Origin of the sequence: Pseudomonas sp. COR18, from assembly GCF_048568395.1 — a bacterium.
Taxonomy (GTDB): Bacteria; Pseudomonadota; Gammaproteobacteria; order Pseudomonadales; family Pseudomonadaceae; genus Aquipseudomonas; species Aquipseudomonas fuscovaginae_B.
The window spans coordinates 5,100,035-5,124,655 of sequence record NZ_CP183808.1 but is presented as its reverse complement, the minus strand read 5'-3'; the positions used below and the strand labels follow the sequence as shown (position 1 = coordinate 5,124,655).

The 24,621-nt window shown below is 58.4% G+C and carries 27 protein-coding genes and 4 pseudogenes; 21 read left to right on the top strand and 10 right to left on the bottom strand.

The window, feature by feature from the left end:
• The first annotated feature begins 80 nt into the window (after nt 1–80).
• Nucleotides 81–815 (top strand): hypothetical protein, encoded by a 735-nt coding sequence (locus ACM62G_RS23660; protein WP_419735716.1) that lies wholly within the window; start codon nt 81–83, stop codon nt 813–815.
• Nucleotides 722–1,981 carry an IS256 family transposase gene (locus ACM62G_RS23655; RefSeq protein WP_419735437.1) on the top strand — a complete coding sequence of 420 codons (1,260 nt, stop codon included), beginning with the start codon at nt 722–724 and terminating at the stop codon, nt 1,979–1,981. The genes ACM62G_RS23660 and ACM62G_RS23655 overlap by 94 nt, the downstream gene beginning before the upstream one ends.
• Nucleotides 1,982–2,236: 255 nt before the next feature.
• Here ACM62G_RS23655 and ACM62G_RS23650 read toward each other — a convergent pair whose 3' ends face one another.
• Nucleotides 2,237–3,493 carry a DUF1173 family protein gene (locus ACM62G_RS23650; protein WP_419735715.1) on the bottom strand — a complete coding sequence of 419 codons (1,257 nt, stop codon included), beginning with the start codon at nt 3,491–3,493 and terminating at the stop codon, nt 2,237–2,239.
• Between the two features lie 480 nt (nt 3,494–3,973).
• Between ACM62G_RS23650 and ACM62G_RS23645 the strand changes: the two genes are divergently transcribed.
• Nucleotides 3,974–4,345 (top strand): hypothetical protein, encoded by a 372-nt coding sequence (locus ACM62G_RS23645; RefSeq protein ID WP_054059692.1) that lies wholly within the window; start codon nt 3,974–3,976, stop codon nt 4,343–4,345.
• A 108-nt stretch (nt 4,346–4,453) separates the two neighbouring features.
• Here ACM62G_RS23645 and ACM62G_RS23640 read toward each other — a convergent pair whose 3' ends face one another.
• The 4 genes from ACM62G_RS23640 to ACM62G_RS23625 all read right to left on the bottom strand — a co-directional run bounded on the left by ACM62G_RS23640 (nt 4,454) and on the right by ACM62G_RS23625 (nt 6,339).
• Nucleotides 4,454–4,813, bottom strand: a complete 360-nt coding sequence (locus tag ACM62G_RS23640) for an antibiotic biosynthesis monooxygenase family protein (protein WP_419735714.1) — start codon at nt 4,811–4,813, stop codon at nt 4,454–4,456.
• Nucleotides 4,814–4,847: 34 nt separating this feature from the next.
• The gene (locus ACM62G_RS23635; RefSeq protein WP_419735713.1) at nt 4,848–5,300 is read right to left on the bottom strand and encodes a MarR family winged helix-turn-helix transcriptional regulator; all 453 of its coding nucleotides are present in this window, start codon (nt 5,298–5,300) and stop codon (nt 4,848–4,850) included.
• A 241-nt stretch (nt 5,301–5,541) separates the two neighbouring features.
• On the bottom strand, nt 5,542–6,093 hold the full coding sequence (locus ACM62G_RS23630; RefSeq protein ID WP_419735712.1) for an STY4526/YPO1902 family pathogenicity island replication protein: 552 nt from the start codon (nt 6,091–6,093) through the stop codon (nt 5,542–5,544).
• 48 nt (nt 6,094–6,141) lie between these two features.
• Entirely contained in the window at nt 6,142–6,339 is a 198-nt protein-coding gene (locus tag ACM62G_RS23625) for a hypothetical protein (protein WP_419735711.1), read from the bottom strand.
• A gap of 841 nt (nt 6,340–7,180) precedes the next feature.
• Here ACM62G_RS23625 and ACM62G_RS23620 point away from each other — a divergent pair.
• The 11 genes and pseudogenes from ACM62G_RS23620 to ACM62G_RS23570 form a co-directional block, all read left to right on the top strand.
• Nucleotides 7,181–7,573 carry a hypothetical protein gene (locus ACM62G_RS23620; RefSeq protein WP_419735710.1) on the top strand — a complete coding sequence of 131 codons (393 nt, stop codon included), beginning with the start codon at nt 7,181–7,183 and terminating at the stop codon, nt 7,571–7,573.
• Between the two features lie 88 nt (nt 7,574–7,661).
• Nucleotides 7,662–8,312, top strand: coding sequence for a hypothetical protein (locus ACM62G_RS23615; RefSeq protein ID WP_419735709.1), 651 nt, complete (start codon nt 7,662–7,664; stop codon nt 8,310–8,312).
• Nucleotides 8,313–8,650: 338 nt separating this feature from the next.
• The gene (locus tag ACM62G_RS23610) at nt 8,651–9,400 is read left to right on the top strand and encodes a TIGR03747 family integrating conjugative element membrane protein (protein WP_419735708.1); all 750 of its coding nucleotides are present in this window, start codon (nt 8,651–8,653) and stop codon (nt 9,398–9,400) included.
• 238 nt (nt 9,401–9,638) lie between these two features.
• Nucleotides 9,639–10,034, top strand: a complete 396-nt coding sequence (locus ACM62G_RS23605; RefSeq protein WP_419735707.1) for a VOC family protein — start codon at nt 9,639–9,641, stop codon at nt 10,032–10,034.
• Between the two features lie 209 nt (nt 10,035–10,243).
• Entirely contained in the window at nt 10,244–10,579 is a 336-nt protein-coding gene (locus tag ACM62G_RS23600; RefSeq protein WP_419735706.1) for an RAQPRD family integrative conjugative element protein, read from the top strand.
• 2 nt (nt 10,580–10,581) lie between these two features.
• Entirely contained in the window at nt 10,582–10,815 is a 234-nt protein-coding gene (locus ACM62G_RS23595) for a TIGR03758 family integrating conjugative element protein (RefSeq protein WP_419735705.1), read from the top strand.
• Nucleotides 10,816–10,891: 76 nt separating this feature from the next.
• Entirely contained in the window at nt 10,892–11,227 is a 336-nt protein-coding gene (locus ACM62G_RS23590) for a TIGR03745 family integrating conjugative element membrane protein (protein ID WP_419737552.1), read from the top strand.
• A gap of 12 nt (nt 11,228–11,239) precedes the next feature.
• A pseudogene (locus ACM62G_RS23585) lies at nt 11,240–11,643 on the top strand (TIGR03750 family conjugal transfer protein).
• On the top strand, nt 11,640–12,308 hold the full coding sequence (locus ACM62G_RS23580; protein WP_419735704.1) for a PFL_4703 family integrating conjugative element protein: 669 nt from the start codon (nt 11,640–11,642) through the stop codon (nt 12,306–12,308). The pseudogene ACM62G_RS23585 and the gene ACM62G_RS23580 overlap by 4 nt, the downstream one beginning before the upstream one ends.
• Nucleotides 12,309–12,603: 295 nt before the next feature.
• Nucleotides 12,604–14,074, top strand: a pseudogene (locus ACM62G_RS23575) (TIGR03752 family integrating conjugative element protein).
• A 112-nt stretch (nt 14,075–14,186) separates the two neighbouring features.
• A pseudogene (locus ACM62G_RS23570) lies at nt 14,187–14,402 on the top strand (hypothetical protein); the annotation flags it as partial.
• Nucleotides 14,403–14,424: 22 nt separating this feature from the next.
• Here ACM62G_RS23570 and ACM62G_RS23565 read toward each other — a convergent pair.
• Nucleotides 14,425–14,940: a hypothetical protein gene (locus ACM62G_RS23565; RefSeq protein ID WP_419735703.1), complete on the bottom strand. Its 516-nt coding sequence runs from the start codon at nt 14,938–14,940 to the stop codon at nt 14,425–14,427.
• A 47-nt stretch (nt 14,941–14,987) separates the two neighbouring features.
• On the opposite strand from ACM62G_RS23565, the pseudogene ACM62G_RS23560 reads away from it, so the two are divergent.
• Both ACM62G_RS23560 and ACM62G_RS23555 read left to right on the top strand, forming a co-directional pair.
• Nucleotides 14,988–15,155: pseudogene (locus ACM62G_RS23560) on the top strand (IS5/IS1182 family transposase); the annotation flags it as partial.
• 330 nt (nt 15,156–15,485) lie between these two features.
• Nucleotides 15,486–15,617: a DUF2256 domain-containing protein gene (locus tag ACM62G_RS23555; RefSeq protein WP_081009867.1), complete on the top strand. Its 132-nt coding sequence runs from the start codon at nt 15,486–15,488 to the stop codon at nt 15,615–15,617.
• 212 nt (nt 15,618–15,829) lie between these two features.
• Here ACM62G_RS23555 and ACM62G_RS23550 read toward each other — a convergent pair whose 3' ends face one another.
• Complete coding sequence (locus ACM62G_RS23550; RefSeq protein ID WP_419735702.1) at nt 15,830–16,471, bottom strand: DUF1349 domain-containing protein; 642 nt, start codon at nt 16,469–16,471, stop codon at nt 15,830–15,832.
• 815 nt (nt 16,472–17,286) lie between these two features.
• Here ACM62G_RS23550 and ACM62G_RS23545 point away from each other — a divergent pair.
• The 4 genes from ACM62G_RS23545 (at nt 17,287) to ACM62G_RS23530 (ending at nt 19,865) form a co-directional block, all read left to right on the top strand.
• A complete protein-coding gene (locus ACM62G_RS23545; RefSeq protein WP_419735701.1) occupies nt 17,287–17,652 on the top strand; it encodes a DUF6124 family protein in 366 nt (121 codons plus the stop codon).
• Nucleotides 17,653–18,084: 432 nt separating this feature from the next.
• On the top strand, nt 18,085–18,378 hold the full coding sequence (locus tag ACM62G_RS23540) for a hypothetical protein (RefSeq protein ID WP_419735700.1): 294 nt from the start codon (nt 18,085–18,087) through the stop codon (nt 18,376–18,378).
• Between the two features lie 462 nt (nt 18,379–18,840).
• On the top strand, nt 18,841–19,470 hold the full coding sequence (locus tag ACM62G_RS23535) for a hypothetical protein (protein WP_419735699.1): 630 nt from the start codon (nt 18,841–18,843) through the stop codon (nt 19,468–19,470).
• Between the two features lie 80 nt (nt 19,471–19,550).
• Nucleotides 19,551–19,865, top strand: a complete 315-nt coding sequence (locus ACM62G_RS23530) for a hypothetical protein (protein WP_419735698.1) — start codon at nt 19,551–19,553, stop codon at nt 19,863–19,865.
• Nucleotides 19,866–19,947: 82 nt separating this feature from the next.
• Here ACM62G_RS23530 and ACM62G_RS23525 read toward each other — a convergent pair whose 3' ends face one another.
• From ACM62G_RS23525 to ACM62G_RS23515, 3 genes are all read right to left on the bottom strand, one after another.
• A complete protein-coding gene (locus tag ACM62G_RS23525) occupies nt 19,948–20,355 on the bottom strand; it encodes an ASCH domain-containing protein (RefSeq protein WP_419735697.1) in 408 nt (135 codons plus the stop codon).
• 195 nt (nt 20,356–20,550) lie between these two features.
• Nucleotides 20,551–22,065 (bottom strand): efflux transporter outer membrane subunit, encoded by a 1,515-nt coding sequence (locus ACM62G_RS23520; protein ID WP_419735696.1) that lies wholly within the window; start codon nt 22,063–22,065, stop codon nt 20,551–20,553.
• 26 nt (nt 22,066–22,091) lie between these two features.
• Entirely contained in the window at nt 22,092–23,186 is a 1,095-nt protein-coding gene (locus ACM62G_RS23515) for a hypothetical protein (protein ID WP_419735695.1), read from the bottom strand.
• Between the two features lie 809 nt (nt 23,187–23,995).
• Between ACM62G_RS23515 and ACM62G_RS23510 the strand changes: the two genes are divergently transcribed.
• On the top strand, nt 23,996–24,613 hold the full coding sequence (locus ACM62G_RS23510; RefSeq protein ID WP_419735694.1) for a hypothetical protein: 618 nt from the start codon (nt 23,996–23,998) through the stop codon (nt 24,611–24,613).
• The last annotated feature ends 8 nt before the right edge of the window (nt 24,614–24,621 follow it).

Genomic DNA, 24,621 nt, shown 5'->3' with positions numbered 1-24,621 from the left:
TGATCTGAAACGACCCATGCGGGGAACACTCCCCGCAAGGGCGAGGTGTCTCTGCGCGATGGGATATTCCGGAGAGCTCCATGATGTTTGAAGAACCAACCGAGCAACAGGCTCAGCTAATCAAATGGCCTATCGTTATCTCCGATAACGCTTGGCAAGCCATGAACCTGGAAGGCCATGCCACATCGGCGCAGATGCTTGAGCGCAGGAATGACACGATCTATATGGCGCTGGAGGCCCTTGCTCTATGCACCTCACCCGAGGTTCAGGAGTTCTATGATATTGAGGTGCCTTGTGTGGTCACCACGGGTGATCCGCTCGAAGATCACTGGTTGCAACTGCGCGTTGTCGTGGTGCGCAAACAGGGTGAGCCCAGAGGCTTGAAGATCATGCTCAGGGATGAGGTTTTTGATCCTGAACAACCTATACCTGGGATATTTTTCCAACCAGGCCGCTTTGTGCAATCAAAAGGTGTGCGTGCCTTAGTGAAACAAAAACTGCTGGACCCATCGGTCTACCTCAGTCGCCACCTGGTAGGTGATTGGGGAGATCTGGACGATGAGGACAAACAAAGCAACAAACAGGCTCTGGAGCACGGTCTACGTTTGTTGTCCGCGTACAAGATAGACGCCGCAGGAGAAGACAAGCTCTGGATCATCACTGAAGCGGGGACTGTCAGTAATTTTGTGTTCGGGCATCACATGCGTTTAAGGTGCATGACATGCCAAGCAAAAAGACCCCGGCCAGCAAGGCCAAAAAAGACCTACCATCCATTCCCAAGGAGCTGGTCGAGCAGTTCGTCAAAGGCCCAATGACAGCCGAGGCGATTCAAGACATCTCGATGGCCTTCAAAAAGGCGTTGGTCGAGCGCGCACTGGGTGCGGAGCTCGGCCAGCACCTGGGCTACCCGCCGGGCGCAGAGCGCCCCGAGGGCACCGGGAATCAGCGCAACGGCACCAGCGGCAAGACGGTTCTGACCGACGACGGCCCGCTTAAATTGGACATCCCGCGTGATCGCGACGGCAGTTTCTCTCCGATCCTGATTCCCAAGCATGAGCGTCGTTTTACCGGTTTCGATGACAAGATCATTGCGATGTACGCGCGTGGCATGACGGTGCGGGAGATCAGCGCCTTCCTTCGCGAACAATACGGCACGGACGTTTCCCACGACTTCATCAGCTCAGTGACTGACGCCGTGATGGAGGAAGTGGTTGCGTGGCAGCAGCGGCCTCTGGAACCGATGTATCCGGTGATTTTCTTCGATGCCTTACGTGTCAAGATCCGCGATGAAGGCATGGTACGCAACAAGGCGATCTACCTCGCACTGGGCGTTTTACCCGACGGCACTCGGGATATCCTGGGCATCTGGATCGAGAACACCGAAGGCGCCAAGTTCTGGTTGAAGGTGTTCAACGATCTGCGCAACCGAGGCGTCGAGGATGTACTGATTGCGGTCACTGATGGGCTCAAAGGCATGCCAGAAGCACTGGCGGCTGTTTACCCTGAGGCCACCTTGCAAACCTGCCTCGTTCACCTGATCCGCAACAGCCTGGACTTCGCCTCATGGGACAAGCGCAAGGGCTTGGCTAAGGCACTGAAACCGATCTATCAGGCTCTGAACGCAGTCGCGGCAGAGCAAGCCTTGAACGACTTCGAGACGGGCCCTTGGGGCAAGCAGTATCCGACGGTAGTTGCTTCGTGGCGGCGGGCGTGGGATCGCGTGATACCGTTCTTCGTGTTTCCACAGGCCATACGCAAGGTGATCTACACCACCAATGCCATCGAAAGCATCAATGCCCAGTTGCGTAAGATCATCAAAACGCGCGGGCACTTCCCGAACGACGACGCGGCGACCAAGCTGATCTGGCTGGTGCTGCGAAACATCACCGCAGACTGGGGGCGAGCTGCGAATGATTGGAAAGGTGCAATGAATCAATTTGCGATCCTTTACGGGGATCGTTTCACCAGGCCGACCTGGTAATTTCATGTCCGTCAGGTGACGGGCGGTAACCGCCCGCACACAAAAAATCTGACAGTCCCCTGAAGCGGACAGAAGCTGCACCACGCTGCTCTTGCCGTCGGAGTACTGATTCCACCCTGCCCCTGCCTAGCGGGGGCTTCTAAACCGTCTACTTGCCCATTTGGGTGAGTAGGCGGTGTCTTGTTTGTGCCGGCAGCATCCCGCCATCACGCGATGGTTCACTCTGCGTCAGATCTGCAGGACGCATATCGGTGACTACCAGCGTTTGGATACCGGCAACGCAGGAATCAGGTCGATATCATCGCTCTGTGCCGCCTCCCAACGCCACCACCCTTCAGGGCCATAGACCCGGTTGTACCACTGGGTCTTGCGAGCCTTTTGGGCGAGGTATTCAGGGGTGTCCATCCCGAAGACCTCCAGGGGGAAGTCTCGCTTCATGTCCAGGAGCCAGAAGTCGGGGAAGAACTCGCACTCTGCTGCGTCATAGCGCAGGGGCTTCTCGAAGCTGCGGCCGGCGGCGGCCAGTTCCGACTCAAGGATGGACTCGTATGCGGAGTCCACGGGGATCCAGCGCTTGCTGATGTGCATCAGGGCCAGGTCCGTCACCCCCGCCCGTAGCCGGTTCTTGTCAGCCTCAATATTGAGTTGAGCCAAGACCATGATGCGCTCGCCCCGCCTCCAGGCCGCCACCTCGACAGGGAAACGTTTCTGGGCGTCCTCCCAGATCTCAGGGTCCATGCTCAGGTGCGGAATGCCATAGGGGCCTGCCACGGGGAGCTTGGTCATCGAGCCATCGTGCTTACCGGCGTCAAAGTGCGCCAGCGGGGAGATCACCAAGGCCCTGCGCCCAGCCTTGCTTGTCCGTTGCGCGACGGCCATGTTGGTCGCCTCGGCACGCGAGCGTGGTGTCGCACACACCATCAGCACCTCGTGGAGCATCACGCGGCCAGCCTGGATGCGGCGGGCCGTTTTGCGCAGCAGGCCATGGACCTGTCCGCTGTTGCGTTTACCCTCCATGGCGGGGTACCAGATGTTCAATCGGGCTTCCTGCCAGAGCAGGCAGAGCAGCCCCAGGAGCGTCATGGCGCGTTTGCGTGGGCTGCTGGTGTTCAGGGTGAGGCGCTCGCCCTGTAGGCTGCTCGCTCTAGCGGGCAGCTCGACCAGGCCGCGGGCCAGCCGGACACGCAGGGTGCCGTCGCCAGTTTCCTCGATCACGCCTACCTCATAGCCCTGCATGCCGGAGCGTTCAGGAGCGGGGGCGTAGAAGCGACATTCATTGGCGTGCTCAGGTCCTGTGCCAGCGAACCGCGCCAGGTGAAAACCATCGGTGTCCTCACGGCGCTTGATAGCCAACTTGCGCTCGCCCTTGCCTGGGCACCGGCAGATGGCATGGGTGCGTCCATAGGCTTTTTCGAGAACGGCCTTCCAGGCGCTGGCGAACGCCTCCTGCGTCTGGAAAACCGTCGAGAAGGGTTTGCCGTCGATGACGACGGGGAATCGCTCATACACCATGCGCAGGCACTCCTTGCCTTGGTCAGTGATGCAGCGGGCGCTGCTGATCGACTGTACCTCTGCGGGTCTGTGGTTCGAACGACGGGGACGTTACAAGGTATTTTGCCCGTATCCGAACGAACTCCCTCATCCGCCGCGCCTGTGACTGCCCCACCGCAACGCCTGTCGTGATGCGCCACGGTTTCGTACAGATGCCCCAAGGCAGAAAAAGCCGGTAGCACTTGGGCTTTTGACAGGCCCGCTGCGGTTATCCATTGTGAAGGGGCGTACTGCTGGCCTTGTCAGCAACCTGCCAATGTAGCCGGGATCTGGGAGCTACGATGCGCCATTGCGCATGATCCATTCTCAGGTCGCCAAGCTTCCAGTGATGCGACCAATCGACTGCCATTGCGGTCGAGGAAGCACTGCTGTTCTGAATGTTTTCCCCCTACGGGCCAAGCCCGTATGGGCAGGCCCTCCCCTTGTAATCTGGAGGTCTGAATGAAGACAAAAACGACGATGTACCAAGTGCTGCTGGCCACTGGCACATGCGAAGGGCTCGCCACGGCGATTCTTGAAGAACTGAAGATCGAGAAGGACCAGGTATTGCCCTTTGAACCGGGCAGACTCCTGGTGACCCAAGGTGTTCAGACGCTTGAACGGGTGGGAGCGCTCGACGCCCTTCCCTACCTGATACGGCACCTGATCGGTGACTGGGGAGACCTGTATGCCTCTGAACGGATCGCAAACTGCGAAGCGCTGCTAAGCGGCAAAAGGCTGAGGTCGTTCTACCGTCTGGACGAAGACGAGCAGTATCACCTGCAGATCTTCACCGCTGCCGACAGGCGCTTTACCCTTTTACAACTGTCCTAAGTGTTCGGCTGCATGCCGCGACAGCGGGGCTAACTCAAACCAGCCGACCGCCGACTCATCCTCCCAGGTGAGTCGGCGGTCTTGTTTTGCGCTACTGCCCGCGCGCCTTCACGCGGTGCAAATGCCGGCCACGCCCACCTTCTGAAACAGATGCGGGGAGACAACAGCGGACGATGGATAGGTCGAGATCTTGGCGATGAACTCAGGGTGCGTGAACGCCGCGCGAAAAGCCGCTGTGGACTCCCACACCGCATAGTTCAGGTAGGTCGGGCTTTCGCCCAGGGCACGATGCAGCTGCGTCGATATGAAGCCAGGCTGGCGCTTCATGAACGCGGCATCGTCCTTCCAGGCGTCCAGAAAGACCAGCTCGTCGTCAGTATCGAGCGTGAACACATTGACGAGAACAACCGGTGACGCCTCTATTCCAAGCTGACGCTGAATCGGGAATTTTTCATCCAGGGGTTTCATGAGCGACTCCATACGTGAGTGGGAGGTTGACAGATCAATCTTGCGTTTGAGGGTCATGTACCTGCGACAGCGCCGAAAGCACACGAAGGGCCGCTTCCAGATCGGCGGCACTGAAGCGGGTAGCCATCTCCCCCACATGCTGGTTCCAGCGCTCGTTCAACGCCTGATAGGTCCTTTGTCCCGTGGAGGTCAACGAATACAGGGGTGAACGCTTGTGTGTCGGGTTGGCCTGGGGCTCCACCAGCCCCTCTTCAATCAGCAGGTTGATCTGCTTCAGCACCCCCTGCCGGGTGACCCCCATCGTCGCGGCGATCTGCGGGATGCTCGGCGGTTGAGCGGCCATCGCAATCGCACCCAGCACCTGCCAGCGCGCACTGGTCAGTCCGTGCGGCTGTGCGAAGTGGTTGCCCCATTCAATGAGCTGGCCGTTCAACTTGAACACCGAGAGCGCGATGAGGGTCAGCTGGTCTGCCTTGGTCGAACGCATGGGCGCCTCCTTAAATTGACAACTAGTTTACTAATTGAAAACCAGTTGTCAATATTCAAGACGCCGGCCGTCCAGAGGCTGGACGAGGATCTGGGCAGGCATCTGAAGGCTGACACGGGCGGATACGCCTGCACTGGCATGTGATGGAGGGTGCCTGCCGATCCGCCAGCGACGGATCAGGGCCTGATGGGCGGGAACCGAGGGGCGTCATCTCCCCCTCGGCCTCTGATCTAGCGGCTATTCACACCAACCCCTCGTTGATCCAGTGCTGGACCTGATTCCAGATCATGGTCAGGTTCAAGGTCGGCTCGCACTCGGTCATCAGCATCGCGGCCTGCAGCACCGAGCGCGGATCTTTCGGGTTGGTGCCCTGCTCCTTGGAGATCCGCAGCCAGTGCGCCCACAGGCGCATTTCCTCCTCGAAGCCCAGCAGAGGCCAGCGTCCCTTGCGGTGCTCAAGGCCCAGCATGTTGCGGCGCACGGCAACCTCCTTGGGTGGCAGCCCAAAGAGCTGGTGAAGCATGGGAGAGCTGGCGCCGAGGGTGAGAGCCCGGCGGATCAGTCCCTCCTCGTCATCACTCCGGACATGGGCCATCAGGCGCTGAACGACATCGCTGTCGACCAGCAGCTTGAACCAGGGCACCGGCGAATTCACCAGGGCCCCGACGCAACGGGGATCGATCAGGGCCTCCAGGTCCCGCTCCTGAAACCCCATGGCCAGACAATTGCGCAACTGGCCGCTCTTGATGTTGTTCATGATTTGAAAGGCGACAGCCATATTCAAAGGGTGCATATCAACCACTCCATGGTCAGTGATGGCCCGCGCGCGGGCCGGTGTGTTTCAAGCAAGGTACGCCTTTGGGCGAGGCTCAGGTTCGCCTGTGCGCCCAAATTCGAAGCCCAGGATTTCAGCGCCTGCAAAGCCTTCGATGTGGCCGACCAGCTCAAGCAGCAGGCCGTCACGCTGGCGTGCCTGCACGCTGATTTTGAGCAGGATCTGGCAGGTCTTTTCAGCGGGTTGATCAGGACTCATGTCCATAGGTGAGTACTCCCTGTGATGCCTATCGCCTCCATCTGCGACGGGCTTGATGGATGAGCAGGCCGTGAAGGCTTCACCCAGGCAGTGCGCGATGGGCCCCGTGACGGGAGCGCCCTTCGCCTGCCCTGCTGCTCAATTGTGTGTTGCCCATGAATATGTAGTTGCTGGGACCACAACCCTCTGTAGGGCAAAGCATCGCGCCAGCGAAGAAAAGCAGGCATCGCTTGTGAGGCCTTGTGGGAGGCCCTTAGCCGGTGATCGCTGGGGCAGTGATTGGCTCGCAGGCCTAAGCCCTGGAGGGTTGCCAGCCGAAGACTTGAACAAGGCAGTCATCTGTTGGGTGGAGCTGATCCTGGGAGTGAGTCGCCGCCAGCGTTTGAACTCACCGCCAATGCCCGCTGAGCAGCACCTGGAGCGCGATGTCGGCCAGCAGGCTACCGCGCGCGTGCGCCTTTGCTGCCAGAGGAATCAGCCATGTCTGACCGATGCAGCGCGCGCCATCCTGCGCCTGTCGAGGATGGCGTTCAAAAGGCGCAGGCGCGCTTTCGCACAGCGTGTCTGCGCCGGCAAAAACTTGTTGCAGAGGGTGTTTTGACAGCCCTGGGTGGGGGGATTCATTGTGCAGGGGCGTACTGCTGGCCTTGTCAGCGACATGCACAGTAGCTTGGGATCGGAGGAGCTACGATGCGCCATTGCGCATGATCCAACCCACCGGTCGCCAAGCTTCCAATGATGCGACCAACCGACGGCGATTGCGGTCGGTGGAAGCATCGCTGTTCTTGTTTTCCCCGCACGGGTCTGGCCCGTCGGGGCAGGCCCATCCCATGAATCTGGAGGTCTGATGAAACTGGATATGGCGCTCTACAAAGCACTGGTTGCCGCCGGTGTTCCTGAGAAAAATGCACACGATGTGGGTGAAGCCCTGGAGTTCGAAAGAGCCTCATTGCTCGCCAGCAAAACCGATGTCACCGAGTCTCGTCATGACCTGAAGCTGGATATTTCGACGTTTCGCGCGGAGATGAAGTCGGACCTGTCGAAGGTCCTGCTCGACGCCTCCATCCTGCGCGGTGAGTCGAAAGACACAGCCTTGGCGCTCAATACGAGCCTGATGATGATCAACACCAAGATGGACGCCATAAGCCACAAGCTGACCGTACGGCTGTTTCAGTCGTTCACAGCGCTGGCGCTGGTGCTCGGTACCGTAACGGCCCTGAGCATCAAGTACCTGGCCTAACCGTCTGCTTCAACCCACCCACGCGGGGAACGTCTCCCCGCCGGGGTCGATGTTCTCCGCGTTCGCCTTTAAGAACAGGAGCTTCATCATGAAAAGACTACTGGACGTTCTGCGCCCGCTGTCTCCATTTGTCCGTAACCCCTACGCACCTCACTCGTTTCTGCGACTGGATGCGTTTCACAAACAGTTCACCGTCGTCTGTACCGGCGAAATGAAACTGCCACTCAGCGACTATGGCCTGGGCTATCGCCAGGTCAAGGCGGAATACACCATGGGTATTCGTGGCTCGATCGAGGATGCCATCCAGCTCTGTACCTCGAAGTTCCACGACCTGTATGCCTACCCGCAGATCAAGGCCGGTGCAGCGTTTGAGCCGCACCTGGTGGAGATCTACTACACCGCGGGCAAGGCCTACCGAGCCAGCTCCCAAGCCTTGGGTATGGGCGTTCCCTGCGTACTGTGGGGTGTGGTCGAGGCTTCAGAAATCATCTGGCGACGTCCTGATGAAGTGGTGAACGAGATCTATGATCTCGAAATCTGGCTGGGTGCGTTTCAGCGCAAGATCAGCGCAGAAATCTCTACCGATGAATTGGACATCGCCAAGGGCATCTGCAAAGAGGCCGCCGAGCTGAAGCGGTTTGTTGATCGGCTGAAATGGAGGAACTTCGCGCGCAAGGCGCTCGACCAAACGGGCGTGGCCTGCGTGACGGAGGAGTACCCGTCCAGCAGCGGCCGTTGAGACCAGATCGCTGTCCATCCAATCAGGTCAGGCTTCACGCCTGACCACCTGAAACACCCTCACCTCAGCCCGACTCTGTCGGGCTTTTTCTTGGGTGCCACGCACAAAGCAGGTGTGAATGCTTGAGCCAGAACGGACCACACAGACGAGTCGAAAGGCCTGGAGGCGCGCGGCCTGCAAACCCTCCCAACCCGAACCCGTTTCCCTGTGCAAACAGTCCCGCCAATGAGCAAGCCTAGGCGTACCACCGCGTGAGTATGCCTGGGCAGGCGCCCTGCCCTGCCCACTGTCGGCATCTGTCGAGCCGCAGGCGCTCACGCCCCTTGAGCACGGACGCCATGGCCAACACCACTGATACGGCAAAAAACCAGCAGGCCTACCGTGAAAAGGGGCCGATCAGCCGATTGCTGGGCCTGCCCTTCACCCTCATGGGCATCCTCCTGGTCGCGCTGTTTTTCAGCATCGTCAGCGAGTGGATCGGGCTGTTCTTTTTCTGGCCGCAGGAAGGCTGGCGCCATTCCCAGCAGATGCTCAACAGTGAGCTGACCTGGATCTCAACCGCCTTCAGCGACAGCCTACTGATGGATGAAACGGACCAGACCGCCCGCTGGATCATCGTGCAAACCTACGAGTGGTGTTTTGAGAAAACCGGCCTGATCGACTGGATCAGCCGATCGGCTGAGCAGGCCCGCCTGAACAGCAACCGAGGCACAGGCCTGCAGCACTACCTGGGAAAGACTTATGTCTACATCGAGGACTATGGCCTGGCGGCCGTGTACGCCGTGCTGACCCTGCTGGCGCGCGTCATGATCCTGATCCTCACGATCCCCTTGGTTCTGGCCGCCGTCTTCACCGGGGCGGCGGATGGCCTGGTGCGCCGGGACCTGCGCCGCTTTGGCGCCGGACGAGAATCCGGTTTCATCTACCACCGAGCCAAGATGCTGATCCTGCCCCTGTGGGTGGCGCCGTGGATCATTTACCCGGCGCTGCCCATCACGGTGAACCCCATGCTGGTGCTGCTGCCCAGTACGGTCGCCCTGGGCCTGATCGTGAGTATTACCGTCGGCAGCTTCAAGAAGTACCTGTGAACACGGTGCTGCGTCGCACATGGAGTGCCCCACCTTCCGGCGGTTGGTCGAGATGAGCGTCAAACCCGATATCAAGCGTGCCCGGCAGACATCACCCACTGTCAGGGCAGCCAGGCAACGCTAGAAAGGTGTGCGCCAAACGCTCGAACGGCACACCCCGGCGAACGACATCCACTGCTGACAGGTTCTGACAGTCGTGTCGAATACCATCCGGGCTCCCCTGTCTGAGGAAGCCCCCATGAATCACCCGAATCTGTTCCTGCTGTACGTGCAAGATCCACAGAAAAGCCGCGTTTTCTATGAAGACCTGCTGGGCATCCCGCCGGAGGCCGCGTTCCCCAATTACGTGTCGTTTTCGCTCAAGAGCGGGGTGGCCCTGGGCCTCTGGTCGACCAGCGCCCAAGACTTCCAGAGCGGCGGTAGCGGCCATCGAAGTGAAGTGGCCTTCCTGGCCGAAACACACGCGCAGGTCGAGGCCCTTCAACAACAGTGGATCGACCTGGGAGTCGTCGTGGAACAGCCGCTGCATCACGCCGCGTTCGGACCGACGTTTGTGGCGCTCGATCCTGATGGTCATCGGCTACGTGTGTGCTTGCCCGACCGAGCCGATCGCCCATCCGACCAAACGCTGTAGGGACACACCAGGCATCGAGCGGCCCGCTCAAGGGTGGCCTTCAACATGAAGTGCTCAAGCCCTTCGGGCCACTGACCGACGATGCCCCTGCGCGGCAGGTTCGGGCCGCATGTTGGCCCTAATACTGACCGGCCCGATCCAGTTTTCTTGCTGTTGCTCCCCTCCTGCTACGGCACGCTCGGAGAACTTTCTTCGAGCGGAACGTCCCGATGCCGGTTGCCATCCATTTCCCGCGATACCTAGCACCCTTCCTCGTCTTCAGCCTCAGTGCGGCGATGGCGCAGGCCGAGCCCACGGCTCAAGAACGCACGCTGCTCAGTGCCTGGCTACGCCAGCTGGATACCCTGACCCGACAGGTCCACACCCGTGCGGCCCAGCCCGTCGATGAGCAGGCACGTTTTCACTTCGACTATCCACGCCTGGCCGCTGATCTGGAGTTGATCCAACAGGGCGTCGAGCACTACCTGACGCCCTCGCGCGCCCAGCCTCGGGCGCTGCCTGAATTAACCGGTCACTACACCCAATCCACCGAGGCCGAGCCATGAGCATGACGGCTTCTCAGCTCAAGGCCTTTGGCGCCATCGGTGGCTTTACCCCCGCTCAAAGCACAGACCTGCTGTGCGGCTTGGTCCTGACCCTTGCCCTGGTGTTTGCCGCCTGGGCCATTGGCAGTGCCTACCGCGGGTGGGCTCGCGGGCACCTGTCCCTGGGACGGTTGGCCGAGATCACGGCCAAGGTGGCCCTGATCTACGTCCTGCTCACCCTGCTCCTGATCAATTGATTTCCCGCCACACACTCAACCACGCCATGGAGGCACTCATGAACCGTTTCTCCCACCTCAAACCCTCTTCCCACCCCTGGCTCGCCTGATCATCACCCTGGGCTTGCTCACCAGCCAGCTGCTATCGCCTTCGCGCAGTTTTGCCGGACTGCCCGAGTTGGAAGCTCCCAGCCGCCCGGGCACCGGCATCATCCAGACCCTGCAAAACCATGCGTATGACATCGTCTCGCTGATCGCCCTGCTGATTGCCGCGGCCTCGTTCTGCGGCGTGGCCTACCACGCCTACACCACCTACTCCGACGTTCAGAACGGCAAGAAGACCTGGGGCCAGTTCGGCCTGACCTGCGGCGTCGGCGCCGCGCTGCTGGTGATCAGTATCTGGCTGCTGACCAAGGCCACAGGGGTGCTGTGAGGAGAAATCGCCATGACACACGACGCTGACCATTACCTGCCCGACGGGACCATTCGGTTTCTGCCCTCTCGCCTCAATCACCAACCGGTCGTGGTGCTGGGGCTCACCGCTGATGAAATGTGGCTCACCGTGATAGGCGCCACCCTGGTGGGGGGGTGTCTGGGGACCGCTGCCGCCATCGGGTTCAGCAGCATTGCCCTGGCCCCACGGGCATTGTGCTGAGCATTGCTGGGGGGCTGTTGGTCGGCGGCAGGCTGCTGCGCCGGCACAAGCGCGGCAAACCCCAGACGTGGCTGTACCGTCATCTGCAATGGCGCCTGGCACTCGCCTGCCCCTCGCTGGCTCCCTGGATCGGCGCAACCGGTCTGGTGACGCGCTCGGGGCTCTGGAGCACACGCCGGAGCCCTGGAGCATGAGTCGCTTCAAGAACGAGGTGAGCCGGCTGCAGGCCCATGTCACGACCCTGCGCATCGGCTGTGCGGTGCTGCTGGGCACGACGCTGCTCTCGGGACTGGGCTGGTGGAATGCCCCGCGCAACCTGACCATCAACATCCCGCCCGACCTGCGCTCAGGCAGTACCCGCAAATGGTGGGAGGTGCCGCCGGAATCGGTGTACACCTTCGGGTTGTATATCTTCCAGCAGCTCAACCGCTGGCCGGTGGATGGGGAGAAGGACTATCCCTCGGCCATCCATCGGCTGTCGGCCTACCTGACACCCAGCTGCAAATTCCAGCTGGAACAGGATGCCCAGAAGCGTCAGACCGCCGGTGAACTGCGCAACCGCACCCGCGGGGTGTTCGAGCTTCCGGATCGTAACTACGGCCGCTCTCCTCAACTACGCGTCCAGGTGCAGGGACGCGACCAGTGGCTGCTGAACCTGGATCTGGCGACCGAGGAGTTCTTTGGCTCGGAGCGGATCAAGCAGACCTTCGTGCGCTACCCCATCAAGGTGGTGCGTCGCGATGTGGACCCGCAAACCAATCCATTCGGCCTCGCCATCGATTGCTACGACGGCGTCCCCAAGCGTCTGGCCGCGGGCTCATCAGAGGCTGCCGGTAGTGTGCAGGACGGTGAGGATTGATGCCTCGATTACGGTACGGCCGGCGCTCTGGCTGTTCGGTTACCGCACAGGCGGACGAGCGGATGACCTGGGACCGTCTGCCCCTGAACGTACCGCTGCACCTCGATGCACTGCACCGGCAGGGCGGCTTCATCCGTGCGGCCTTTCAGCCGCCGTACGTGGGCTCGACGCACCCGAGCGTGACACTACGGTGGTGTATCGGGTCACGCGCGGACGCGACCTGGCGCAAGCCCTGCTGCCGACGTCAGTGCGCCCGATGCCCCGGCGGGGCCCAACGCTGTAGAGGGAAGTCCCCATGAAAAGTAATGCCCTGTTCAAGTGGCTGCTTCTCCCCTGGTAGCGCTCGCGCTGTTTGGCCTGATCAAGGCCTGCAGCAGCCAGCAGAGCACCTCCGACGACTCCGATCCCAACCAGTACCGCCTCACCCCTGAGGAAATGAAGCAACTGGGTATCGACGGCGACACCCCGCATGACACGGTCGCCACCCTGGTGGCCCAGACCAAAGCCATGCGCGAGGAACTCAAAACCCTGCTCTCGGAAAACCGGAAACAGAAAGAGGAAAACGATCGCCTGATGCTGCGCGAAAGCGAGGTGGATCTGCGGATCCAGAAGGCCGTGAGTGCCGAGCGTGAGCAAATGGGCAACGACGGTCGAGCGGACCTGAGCCCGCAGCAGAAAAAGCACCTGCTGGACGACCTCAGGCAGGCGCTGTCGACCGAATTTCTCAGCAAGTCGAGTGAGGACCTGCCGATTGGCCTGGGGCTTGAGGCTGGCGACAGTCAATCATTCTCCACGGACGAACACGAGCTGATCTGGATCGAGCCTCAGGATGCAACCGCCGTCGACGCCAGTGGCAAACCCCTGCCCACCGGTTCCGGCCAATCGGCCAAGGGGTGAGCTTCCCCAACGCCTTCATCGAGCCGCCCACTCCCGGCCAACGTCAGCTCAAGGACAGTACCGCCCTGGAGGGCGGCAATCCCCCAGCCGGCGCACAGAAGGCCCCCGCCAGGGCGGTCTACACCCTGCCGGAAAACAGCACCCTGACCGGCTCCATCGCCATGACAGCCCTCATCGGCCGGGTCCCCGTGGATGGCGTGGTCAATGACCCCTACCCGTTCAAGGTGCTGATCGGCCCGGACAACCTCACCGCCAACGGCATTGACCTGCCGGATGTGGCCGGCGCGGTCCTCAGTGGTACCGCCGCCGGCGACTGGACACTGTCCTGCGTGCGCGGGCAGATCGTGAGCCTGACCTTCGTCTTCAACGATGGACGCATCCGCACCCTGCCCGCGCCCCAGAAGCTGACCGGTCGCCAGGGCAACAGCGCCAGCGGCCAGGCCGCACTGGGCAAGATCCAGGGCGGTATCGGCTGGCTCAGCGATCCCTACGGGGTGCCGTGTATCGCCGGTGAACGACGCTCAAACGCCCAGCAGTACCTGGGCACCAAGAGCCTGATCACCGCCGCCGGCGCGGGGGTGGCCAAGCTGCTTGAAGCCGATCAGCCCGACGTCAGCAACGTGGTCGCACCGGGCGGCAGCGCCGTCAAGACCGGACCTTCGGCACTCAACAGCATCCTCTCCGGGGGCGTGAAGGACATCGGCGACTGGGTCAATAAGCTCTACGGCCAGGCCTTTGCTGCGGTCTATGTGCAACCCGGCGCCCAGGTGGCCGTGCACCTGGATCAGCAACTGGAGATCGATTACGAACCCGAAGGCCGCCAGGTGCGGCAGTTGGCAGGAGCCTCCCATGCCGACAGCCTCGATTAAGGCCCTGCCCGGCTTATTGATGAGCGCAGCGGCTGCGCCACCGACAAGGACCCGTTGCTGCCCCACGGTCCGCACACCATGGTTGACATATGGGACGGTCGGTCCGCGGTGCTTGATCCTCTCCAAGTCGATGGAGGTGCTGTTTCGTGCGGTACCGCCCAGCCTCTACCTGACCATGGCCATGACCGAGCCGGAAGAGAACGCCGAGCGCTTCGAGCTCATGAAAACCCAGGGGCTCAGTGAGCTGGAAGCGGCCATGGCCGTCGCGCGCCGGATAGATCAGGCCCGTAGGATTTCCAACACCACGATACTCAAGGGTGATACCTGAGTGCGCGAGCGGCGGGCCGCTCTTAGAGCTTGATGGGGTTCTTGTAAGTCGGCCTGCTGGTCTTCTCGATCATTTCATCCTTCAGCATCGCCAGGGCACAGTTGGCGAGGGTGAGCACGCCAATCATCCAGCACAAACGCACCATTTGATCTTGAGTGAGCGTCACCACCTCATCCGATAGGAAAAAGATGCCAGCGGCTGCGCCTAAGCCTGTTCGGGTAATGGTCAACAGACCGGTCCCTACTTCAGCGATGAGCTTATGAAAAAAGCCGAATACCTGCGTACCCCAATCTGAACCAAAACGCATCACGTACTTGAAGACAAACAACAAACCATAAGGAATCAACATCCAACCAAAGTATTCAATCAATGGCCCGATTGCCAGAAGCCCCGACACCATCTCTTCGAAGTCTTTGGAAGTTTTGCTGAACACCCAAATCGGCAACGTACCCAGCAGAAAAGCAAAGCCCCATTCGGCTGGAAGCTTACTGATCAGCTTCAGGGTGTCACCTTTAAAATTGCTAGCCCTTTTTCCCATGCTCGCTCCTCAAATGCATGCCCTTAAGAGAACACAATACCAAGAACGAGCGTTCGCACGTCACCAAAGCCAACACCGTCATCTTCCACCCCAGACAGACCGACTTCGCGGCATGTTCGGTGAAAGCCAAGTGCTGCCCGAACACTTCGATTCGCAAGATTGCTCACAGCGTCCATGAAGCTGCTCGCGATGTGGCTCGGCGCATTGCAACGACAAGGTGCTCCACTGCCCCACTGTCGAGGTGCTAGTGGCCATGTGCGGATAGGGGCGATGGCCTGCCACTTCGCTAAACATCGATAGTTATTGCGCTGGGGCTCCCCATTCATGGTGGTCGGTGGCGTGGACCCGACACCCAAACCGTTTCACAATTAACCGGCGCCACCTCGCTTGAGAACCGATCACCTGAAGCGCCACGACGATCGTCTGCCAGGCAATGAGCGTATGGCCACGATCATACAATCGTGACCGAACGGGTGGATCTGAACAGGACGCGCAGCGCCGACGCGGCCCGTTGTACCTGCCTAATCGAATGAGGGTGGATCATTTTGAAAAAAAGCGAGCTTCCAGTAAAAGTCTGCGTCACCTGCGGCCTTCCCTTCACTTGGCGCAAGAAGTGGGCTCGCTGCTGGGAGGAGGTTCGTTATTGTTCGGAACGCTGCCGGCGCACCAAAAAATGAATCCCCTCAAAAGTGCCAGGACGCCCATCAATCTGAAGGTCATCGGAACCTGTCTGCGCTAGAAGCCGTTATCCATTCTTTCGCCTTCCCGGCGTTGTTTTGCCGGCGCACCACCACCTCAAGAAGATGTGATACAGGTCACGCGCGTGGGGGTTCAGCAATACGAGCTTGGAGATTAGCGAGCACGATGGGACCTGCTCGCGAACGGTTGCCTAGCTCAAATCATGCAGATCTCGGCCCAACGGACGTGTTAGAGACCACTCGGAGAACCTCACCCTCAAGCCCTCACGCTCCGGTGTGCAGCACATCGGGCCCACCTGGTAATGGTCTGCCTTTGGAAACGGTGCCAGTCTGAGAAGCGGCCAGACTTTCCCATCGGTCGAATACTGCACGCGCAGCACACCGTCAGAGACCGTTACACGCAGCCAAAAGCCGGTGGGGTCTCCCGTAAAGTGAGCGGGCGCCCAGTCCGACTGGCCTTGGGTCAGGACGCTACTGATCATGGGGTTCCCGTCGTTGAACTCGATGCCCGCTTTTACCCACGTCTGCTCATTGAGTCTGACCATCAGGCCCGCTTGATCGTACAGCTTACGAAAATCGGCGTTCACCCTGACTTGGGCGGTAAAGTCTCCCTCGGTTTCAAAGGCTAGTAGGTGTCCGCTGTCCCGTATGAAGCCATAGTGGGTTTCACGCCAGAAATCGGTCTGCAGGCTCGTCATCACCTCAAGTGAGCCGTCTGGGTGGGCGAGATAATGCTTGGGTTCATTGAGCCAGTGGGCCTTAGCCCAGACCGATTCATCAAAACGCTGAGTGATCGCTGCGCTTGTCTTTTTACTCGTCAAAATGTCCTCCATGATTTGACTCTCGCTACTGGCTGCTTAGGAATACCCTCCCGACGTCCTCTCTCAGACACGGAGCTGGTCGAATAGCGCTTGCAGAAAGATATCGCCCTCCACTGAATCTGACAGCAAATAACGACCCGACCAATGATCCCAGCCCGCTGTGAGACTGAACTCGGCACAATGGAAGGTTGGATGAATTTCTTCATCCATGCCTATGACGGACGAGCCCACGCGCGTGAATCCTCGGCGCTTTATCAATTCGTCTTCTAGCGATCGCCAGCACGTCTCTGGCCACTCGTTGACATCAAGTGACAAATGACCGTTAGTTGCCTTATGGAGAGTCGGACTCATCTTCTATCGTCCAAGGGGTGAGGCTAAGGTATTCACGGATCGAGCGTCCTTCACAAGCCAGTGAGCAGCCTATTTTCACCATGTGTCACGTGCAAGTGAATCGACTTGGAGGACTCGATGCAGGCACAGCACCCCGTCTGAATTCAGCAGAAGGCCAGACGCATCCCTTTCCCTTGAGTGAAATTTCCTAGAAAATCCCGGCCGCTTGCGCCTGACAATTCCAGTGCAATAGTCTCCTGAGCGTCACCACTTAGCGGGTGACTCGGTTTTGACAGACTGAAATACACAGGCACAAACAGCCCCATCCTCCCTGCCGACGCTTTCACCCTGCGTTCGGTTGCGTGTTATGGCGGCTGTGCGCAGGGCATCTTCGGATGCGCCGGGTATCCTGTGTCCGGTCTGTCAACCTACGTACAGCTGCCACCCTTACTGTTTGACAGCAGTGGGCGGTAGTCACTCATCACAGGAGCGACACCATGTTCAAAGCCACCCCCAATCCGCCGGCGAGATCCGACGCCGGAGCCATTGACCCATCCATCGCCGACCGGGCACTGTCCCACTATGACTTGGGGCCAGAAGCGACGCCAAAACCCGCATCAGCGTTCGTCGTTTCCACGGCAGCCGCGCCACCTGGACAGCCGCCCCTGCCGTTGGGCCAGGAGGAAGCCCTCCTCGACCTCCATTCGATTCTGCAATCAGCTGCGGCCACGGCCTATGAGCATGCCGATAACCAGACCGGTACTAATCGCAAGGTGGCGATGGGTGTGGTGCACCTGATCGAGCTCGCGCAGTTGCGGATGGACTCCATGCTGGAGCAGCAGGCCGTATGCACCAACACCTGACGGCAATCCGTTGAGGAACGGGAACGGCACCGAGAAGCACGCTTTCGCGCGCGAATTGCAGCAGCGACTGACACTCAATGCAGAGCTGTTCCTACAGCGCCCAAGGAGACGGACTCAATAGACTCCACTCGTGCTTCCTACGGGCACCCCACTCGTGAAACAGCCTGTTGCACAGAGCACTTTGACTGCCAGTGCCTGGGGTATCCATTGTGGAGGGGCGTACTGCTGGCCTTGTCGGCAACATGCACAGTAGCTTGGGATCTGAAGGGCTACGATGCGCCATTGCGCGTGATCCAACCATCCGGTCGCCAAGCTTCCAGTGATGCGACCAATCGACTGCCATTGCGGTCGGTGGAAGCACGCTGAACCTGATGTTTCTCCCATACGGGCCTCGCCCGTATGGGCAGGCCCCCGATGAAATCTGGAGGTCTGATGAGACTGAATATGGCTCTATACAAGGCGTTGGTCGCGTCCAACATTTCAGAGCAAAACGCTACTGCAGTCATTGACGCACTGGAGAAAGATATGACCTCAACCCTCGCCACCAAAGCCGATTTGACCGAGCTTCGTGCTGAACTCAAGGGCGATATCACTAAACTGCAAGTGGCCCTTGTAAAGCTTGACGCCAAGGTGGACGGTCTCAACAAAACGCTGACGCTGCGCCTCTTCATGATGCTGGCCGGCACAGCAACTACGGTGCTCGCTGGCATGAAGTACATGCTGTAACGCCTCAACTGCACCCACCCACGCGGGGAACACTCCCCGCCGGGCGAAGTGTTCTCCGCCTTCTGTTTCTGAACCCGGAGAATCGCGATGCCCTGCTCTTGCACTTTCGAGCGTTGATCGCTCTTCTTTGACTTCGTCGGCCATGGGCTGACTCGCTGATCTGAACGCCGGCCTTTTGTGAGGTTCGTTGTTCGTCGGCTTCCACTTCATGGGCGTGCTACGGGTTGGCATCGCCCACCCATTACGCACTGCCCTGCCCGCTGATTTTTCGTCAGGTTTGTGGTGTGGCGGACACCCCACTTTGCTGTTCGCTCGTACCGGCCGCCGATCGCTGTTGCGGTTTGCTTGTTGGGTGCCTTTGCGCCTGCACCGGTGTCTGACCGCGGCCTGAACCTGACATCCATCCATAGGGATTTCCTTGCCCTATGGGGCGAGGTCCGTCCCGCCCCTGAGGAGAGCTACATGGAAAAACCTGTGAATGTTCTACGGTTGCCGTTTCCGTTCATTCGCACCCCTTACCTGCCCGGTACGGCGTTGCGTCTGGATCGGTTCCAACGGCAGTTCACGATTGTCTGTACGGGCGTGTTGAGCTTGCCCCAGGACGAACCGCACGTGGGGTTCTACCAAGTGTCGGGTGAGTACGTCGTGGGGTATTGCGGCTTGCTTGAAGAGGCGATTGCGTTGTGCGAGTCGCGCTTCTACGAGCTGCATGCGTATCCAAAGCTCGGCGCCGTGGCCTCGTTCGATCCACGGACGGTGGAGGTCTACGACACGCTGACGAAGGTCTATCAGCGCAAGCCCATGGCCTGTGGCAGCGATGACGCTCGACGGGTGCTGTCCGGTGTCATTCAGGCATCGGAGATCGTCTGGCGACGTCCCTGCCGAACGGCGGCTGATGTTTGGGCCGCTGGACAGCGAATGGCGGCGCTCTACGAAAAGGCGCACCAGGACATGAGCCAGGAGGCGTTTGAATCGGCCAGGAGGGCCCGCCGGGAAGCCATGGAACTCAGGGGCTTTCTGATTTCACCCAGATGGCGAGGGTTTGCCCTGCAGGCGCTCGACAACACAGGCGTCACCTGCTGCACCGTTTGACGCTGCAATCGTAATCGCTGTCACCGGGAAACCACTTCCCGGTTGGGGCAGGTGGTTTCTCAATTTGAAGGAGAAATCAGATGCCCCGAATGAAGAAACAACGCGTTGACCAGGTAATGGAATATGGCATCGCGATCACTGCGCAGGTGTGGGACCAGGTGCTGCTGGATCCGGCCGATCGCCGGCGCTCGACGTACGAGAGTCGGTTGAGGGGTCTGTTCCAGGCAGTGGCCAGGGCTCACAACCAGAGTCCTCAGGCGAGGCAGGTGGATTTTGACCTGTCCTCCCCAGAGCAGAAGGAAGGTGCTCTGGCGTTGACGCTGAGGCGCATGGACCCACCGCAAGGAGTGCCGTATTTGCTCTTATCGCTTCAGGGAGAGCCGGTCGAGGGATGACCGGGTTTAAGCTGTAGCGGTACCTCACTCCAGCCCGGCTCTGCCGGGCTTTTTTATATCGATCTCAAATGCACTGCCATGATCAGCCTGCAACTGGAAGAGAAATATCAACCTCGTAAATGTCTCGGGCTGCGCGAACAGGGATTAACTGAGTGATCGGCCTTACGTCGCACAACTCCCATGCAAGCCACCCCTCCTCAAAGCTGCTGACGCAGGCGGCTTGCATATCCGAGAAGACAAAAGGACGAACCGCTTTGACTCGAACGATTGCAACGGCAACACCATCACTGTCCTCGTCACCATCTTCGCGAAGAAATCGTCCATTTTCGACGATCAGCAGATCCTCAGTAGGGGACAAGCCAGCAGGCCAACGACGAACCTCAAGAGTTTTCTCTCCCGAGGCAATTCGACTGCCACTAGGTCGCACAATTGATAAAGCCTTGATGGTTTTCTCCTTGCCTAGGTATCTGGTACGGTTACTGGACGCCACAGATTATGCTGGATGCGCGTGAACGCCGAAACTTAGCGTTCGAAAGCGGGTTCTACCCCGTCAATCCAGTCATCATACTGCGGGTGTGCTGTAGGCAGGTGAAACAGTACCAGAACTGCAGAATCATCGCGGTGCGGGTGAGCCTGAAAGCTATCGGGTCATGCATCCGATAGCTCCCAAATCTTATCCTGTGCGTTAAGGGTGAGGTGATAGGCCGTCCGCAGAGGATACCTGTGACAATTTTTCAAGCGTAGTCAAGTCCCCACCTCCCCCGAGGGCCTGATAGAGCGTATTTAGGTTTTGCAACTGATTAAGGCGTACTTGAGCCTGCTGAAGTTCGGCCTCTCGTAATCGCTCCTGCGCATCAAGCCACAATCGCAGGGCCACCGCTCCGGCCCGATATCGAATGGCATACAAACGTTCAGCCTCACGCGCCGCGACAAGGTTTTGCGCCTGAAGAACAGCCTGCTCGGAAAGCTGTCGCTTGGCGGATAAGGCGTTCTCTACATCGCGGTAGGCGTTGTACAACGCCGATCGAAACTCAACAACAGCCTTCTGGTAAGCGAGACCAGCAACAGCTGTATCAGTTTTCATCGACTTCACATCAAGGAAGGGCAGCGTCAGACCTGTCCCGAGCGTCGCCACCGGATTGGCCAGCAACCGAGACAGCGAACTGCTGCTGTTGCCCAACGCGCCAGTCAAGGCCAACGTCGGGTAAAAACTGCTGCGCACGACATCGATATTCGCCAGGCTCGCACGCAAGTTAAACTCCGCTGCACGCAGATCGGGACGACGGCTCAATAGAGAAGATGGGAGGCCTTCTTGAATTTCAGGAAGAGGACCACTGGGCAACTGGTCAGGTTCCGACGCAAGAATAAGCTCCATTTCCTGTTTATCAGGTGCGGTATTGAATAGTGTCGCGAATGCATTGCGCGTCTCGATCTGCGATTGCCGCAACTGAGCCAAACTACTGCGCTGAGTCAAAACAGTTTGTTCAGCCTCTCTTTTTTCCAACCCGGAAGCGGCTCCTGCCACCGATTGAGCATTGATCAATCTCTGTGTCCTGACTGCCGTCTCGAGGCTCTTCTCTGCCGAGGCAACACGCTGATTGTAGTAAGCGAGACGCCAGTACAGGTCCGCCGTCGTGCCTATGACGTTGAGATATACCGTCTCACGATCAGCTTGTGATGCCGCCAACGCCCAGCTCGCCATATTTCTCTCTTGGTCTAACCGCCCCCAGAGATCCAACGTAAAGCTTGCACGCAGTTGAGTCGTCGACGAGTCACTACGCTCCCAAGTGCGATCGTCCAAGCGGCGACTATGCACTTTTTGAAGCTCAGATTCAGCGCCATAGATCAACGGGTCACCCGCGCGCTCGGCAAGTAGTTGAGCACGCCTGACATTGAGCGCAGCCACCGCCAGGTCATTATTGCGCTGTAAAACCTGCTCAATGAATGTGTTCAGGTTCGCATCACCAAAGCGATACCACCAAGCCTGCCCATCTGCTGCCCCTGCAACAACGCCTTGGGGAGGCGAGGCTTGAAGCCATTCAGACGGGACATCGACTGCAGGACGCTGATAAGTCTGCTCAGCGCATGCTGTCATTAAAATCCCGGCACAGAGCAACACCTGCCCTCTCAAGGTATACGTCGCAGACTTCAGGTCGCGCCTGCCAAATACCTCTTTGAGTCTTTCCATCCATCCTGCCATGCCAGTCTCCCTGCAGTAAGAGCGTGTCATAGCTTGATCAGCGGCAGTAAGCGCTCTACGGCTTGAGGCTGATAGAAAAGAGGTGGGTCTTGTACCCATGAAGTGGCTAATGCCAAGACCGCCTGAACGTAAGCCTCACGCGCCTCGTTTTTCAGCAGGCCATAGTTCATCACGTACTCTGGCAAGTAGTGGTAACGATCCCCCTCAACGTACAACGATTTAGAGAGCTTTGCCCCGTCCGCAGTGATAAGTGTCGGGGCATACAGCTTTCTCGGCAGATCACGCTGGCGTAGCCCAAGATAGTCACTTCCAAGCGCCCCGATGTCTGCTGCCCAAGGCCCCGACCAATCCATGCCATCAAGCATGATGACGAAACTGTTGTCGCTCTGCATTTGCCTAGCCAACTGGTAGTTTTTGGCGATCTCCCTTGGTGCAGTGCCTGTATCGAGAAAAGCGGCAACCGCCGGCTCGAGGACCTGCTGCGAACGACCGTGAATCGGACAATTCACAGCCAAAGAAAATTGATCTTCTCCCAGCCTTTGGATGGAAGATAAGGGTGGGTCTTTCTCGAGTGAGCCGCAGACAGGGCATGGCAGCCGTATATGTAGGCCACGCCCCTCGGGATTGGTCACTGATTTGAAAAGCTGATGCTCTCGTAGCATGAGCCACAGAGCTCGGTAAAATTCACTATTCAGTGCATAGCTAGAATAGGGTCTAATCGTGTAATCCAGCTCACTGATTCGAGCTATCCGCTCAAGCATGTCCTCATACAGACGCAGATAACGCTGATACTTGGACTCCCCTTCATCCAAGACATCCTTCAACATCCACTGATATTGCTCTCCCTGAATGGTCTCATAGCGACCAGGAGCGTTATCCAGCAGATCAACAACTACCGACACAGGTAAGTCATATTTGTCACGAAGATTTCGCGCCAACGCAAAAGCAGATGAAAACGTAGTCACGGTTCCCATGTGAGGTGAACTGTTAGGCTGTGAGGAAGTTACGATTTCAATTCTCGCAGAATGTTTAATTGCCTGCGCATACAAACCCTCTATCGACTCGACTAGATGGGTAACTCCCACTCTTGGCTGTTTCATATTCGGATCAATACTGTCCATGTTTTGATTTTTAAAATTCTGGTAGCCTGTTAAGTTAAAAGCAGCCTCAGCCCACAGGCTTATGCCTCAAGCGGGGCAAATTTACTAAGGTGAGCTTGCCCCAAGCCCGACCAACTCTGCTTAATCGATCCGTCCTGCGCCTTGGAATGCAGATGAATTAGAAACAAGACTTGGCGGAGCTAACTCCAAAATACTGGGTAAAGGCGGGTCTAGCAGTGATTGTTTTTCTACGCCACGGATAGCCGAAGATATCTGCCCCTGAATTATCATACACATAAGACGCACAACAACAAAGGTGTGGGTCATATCGCGTCTTTTATCTATACTGCAGATAGCGCCTCTACTCTCACGAGACCCAAGCAAAATGAAGGAACTTAAGTCTGACTTTATACGTAGAAGAAACGTGCCGCCGATCACGACATGATAATTTACAAATAAAAATAACGGACTCCGAAGAATACTGCAACCCATCAAGACCATGATATGAAAGCAGTCCCTTTTCGCAAAACGAAGCCACTCAGACACCATTTCGAACACTCCCTTGCGCCCGGCATACCAAACCACTGCTCCTTGATGAAGCCGCGCACTATAGCGATTTAGAGCAACTCAGAAAAGCTCAAAATTGGCAAAATTGGCTTACCCACTCCCCCAGATCAAAATGGACATAAAGTCAATAGCAGCAGCCAGTTCAGCTAAGCTGATTGACCCCTCCCTCGCTTGCTCAGGCTGGCCTTAGCAGCCTATACTCTTTCAATGACGGGACACTCCGTCATTGACCTATGCGCTTCAAGGATGAGCGGAGACTACCGATGACGGAAACGGTAAAATCGCAAGTAGGGTTACTGTGTAAATCCTTACTGGATACCACCAGCTTCAATCTGGCAGCGCTGCAGAAGCTTACTGACAGCCTTCAGCATCTTGACGAACAAGATGAGATTTCCCTTCTCGAGTTTCAGGCCTACGCGTTCTACTACGCAGGCCACGATGAGCAAGCCTACAAATCATTCAATGCTTTAGCTGCTCTTCGTCCCAGTGCCAATGCTTTCACCAAGATGGCTCAGGTAGAACTGCGACGGAGCAAGGCGCTTTCTGCTCTACAGCTTAGTGAGGCAGCCCTGCAACTGAGCCCTGATCACCCCTTGGCACTGATTGTCAAAGCATCTGCGCTTCTGATTCTCGGGCGTCATGATGAAGCGAAAAGCGTCACAATCAAAAATGTCGAATCAGGCGGCGATGCTCGGACTGCTCTGGTAAAAAAATTGCTATCGGTAGACTCAAACAACTTCGCTGCAAACCAGAGTATTGACGAGCTTACCGCTCTGACAGCCTCCGCTATCGCAGGAACATTCCAGACCTTGACCTTTTCGGACACCGTCACGATGGTCGCGCGTATGGAAGCGCTCGCCAATACAAACAATGCCGGCTGACCCTCAGA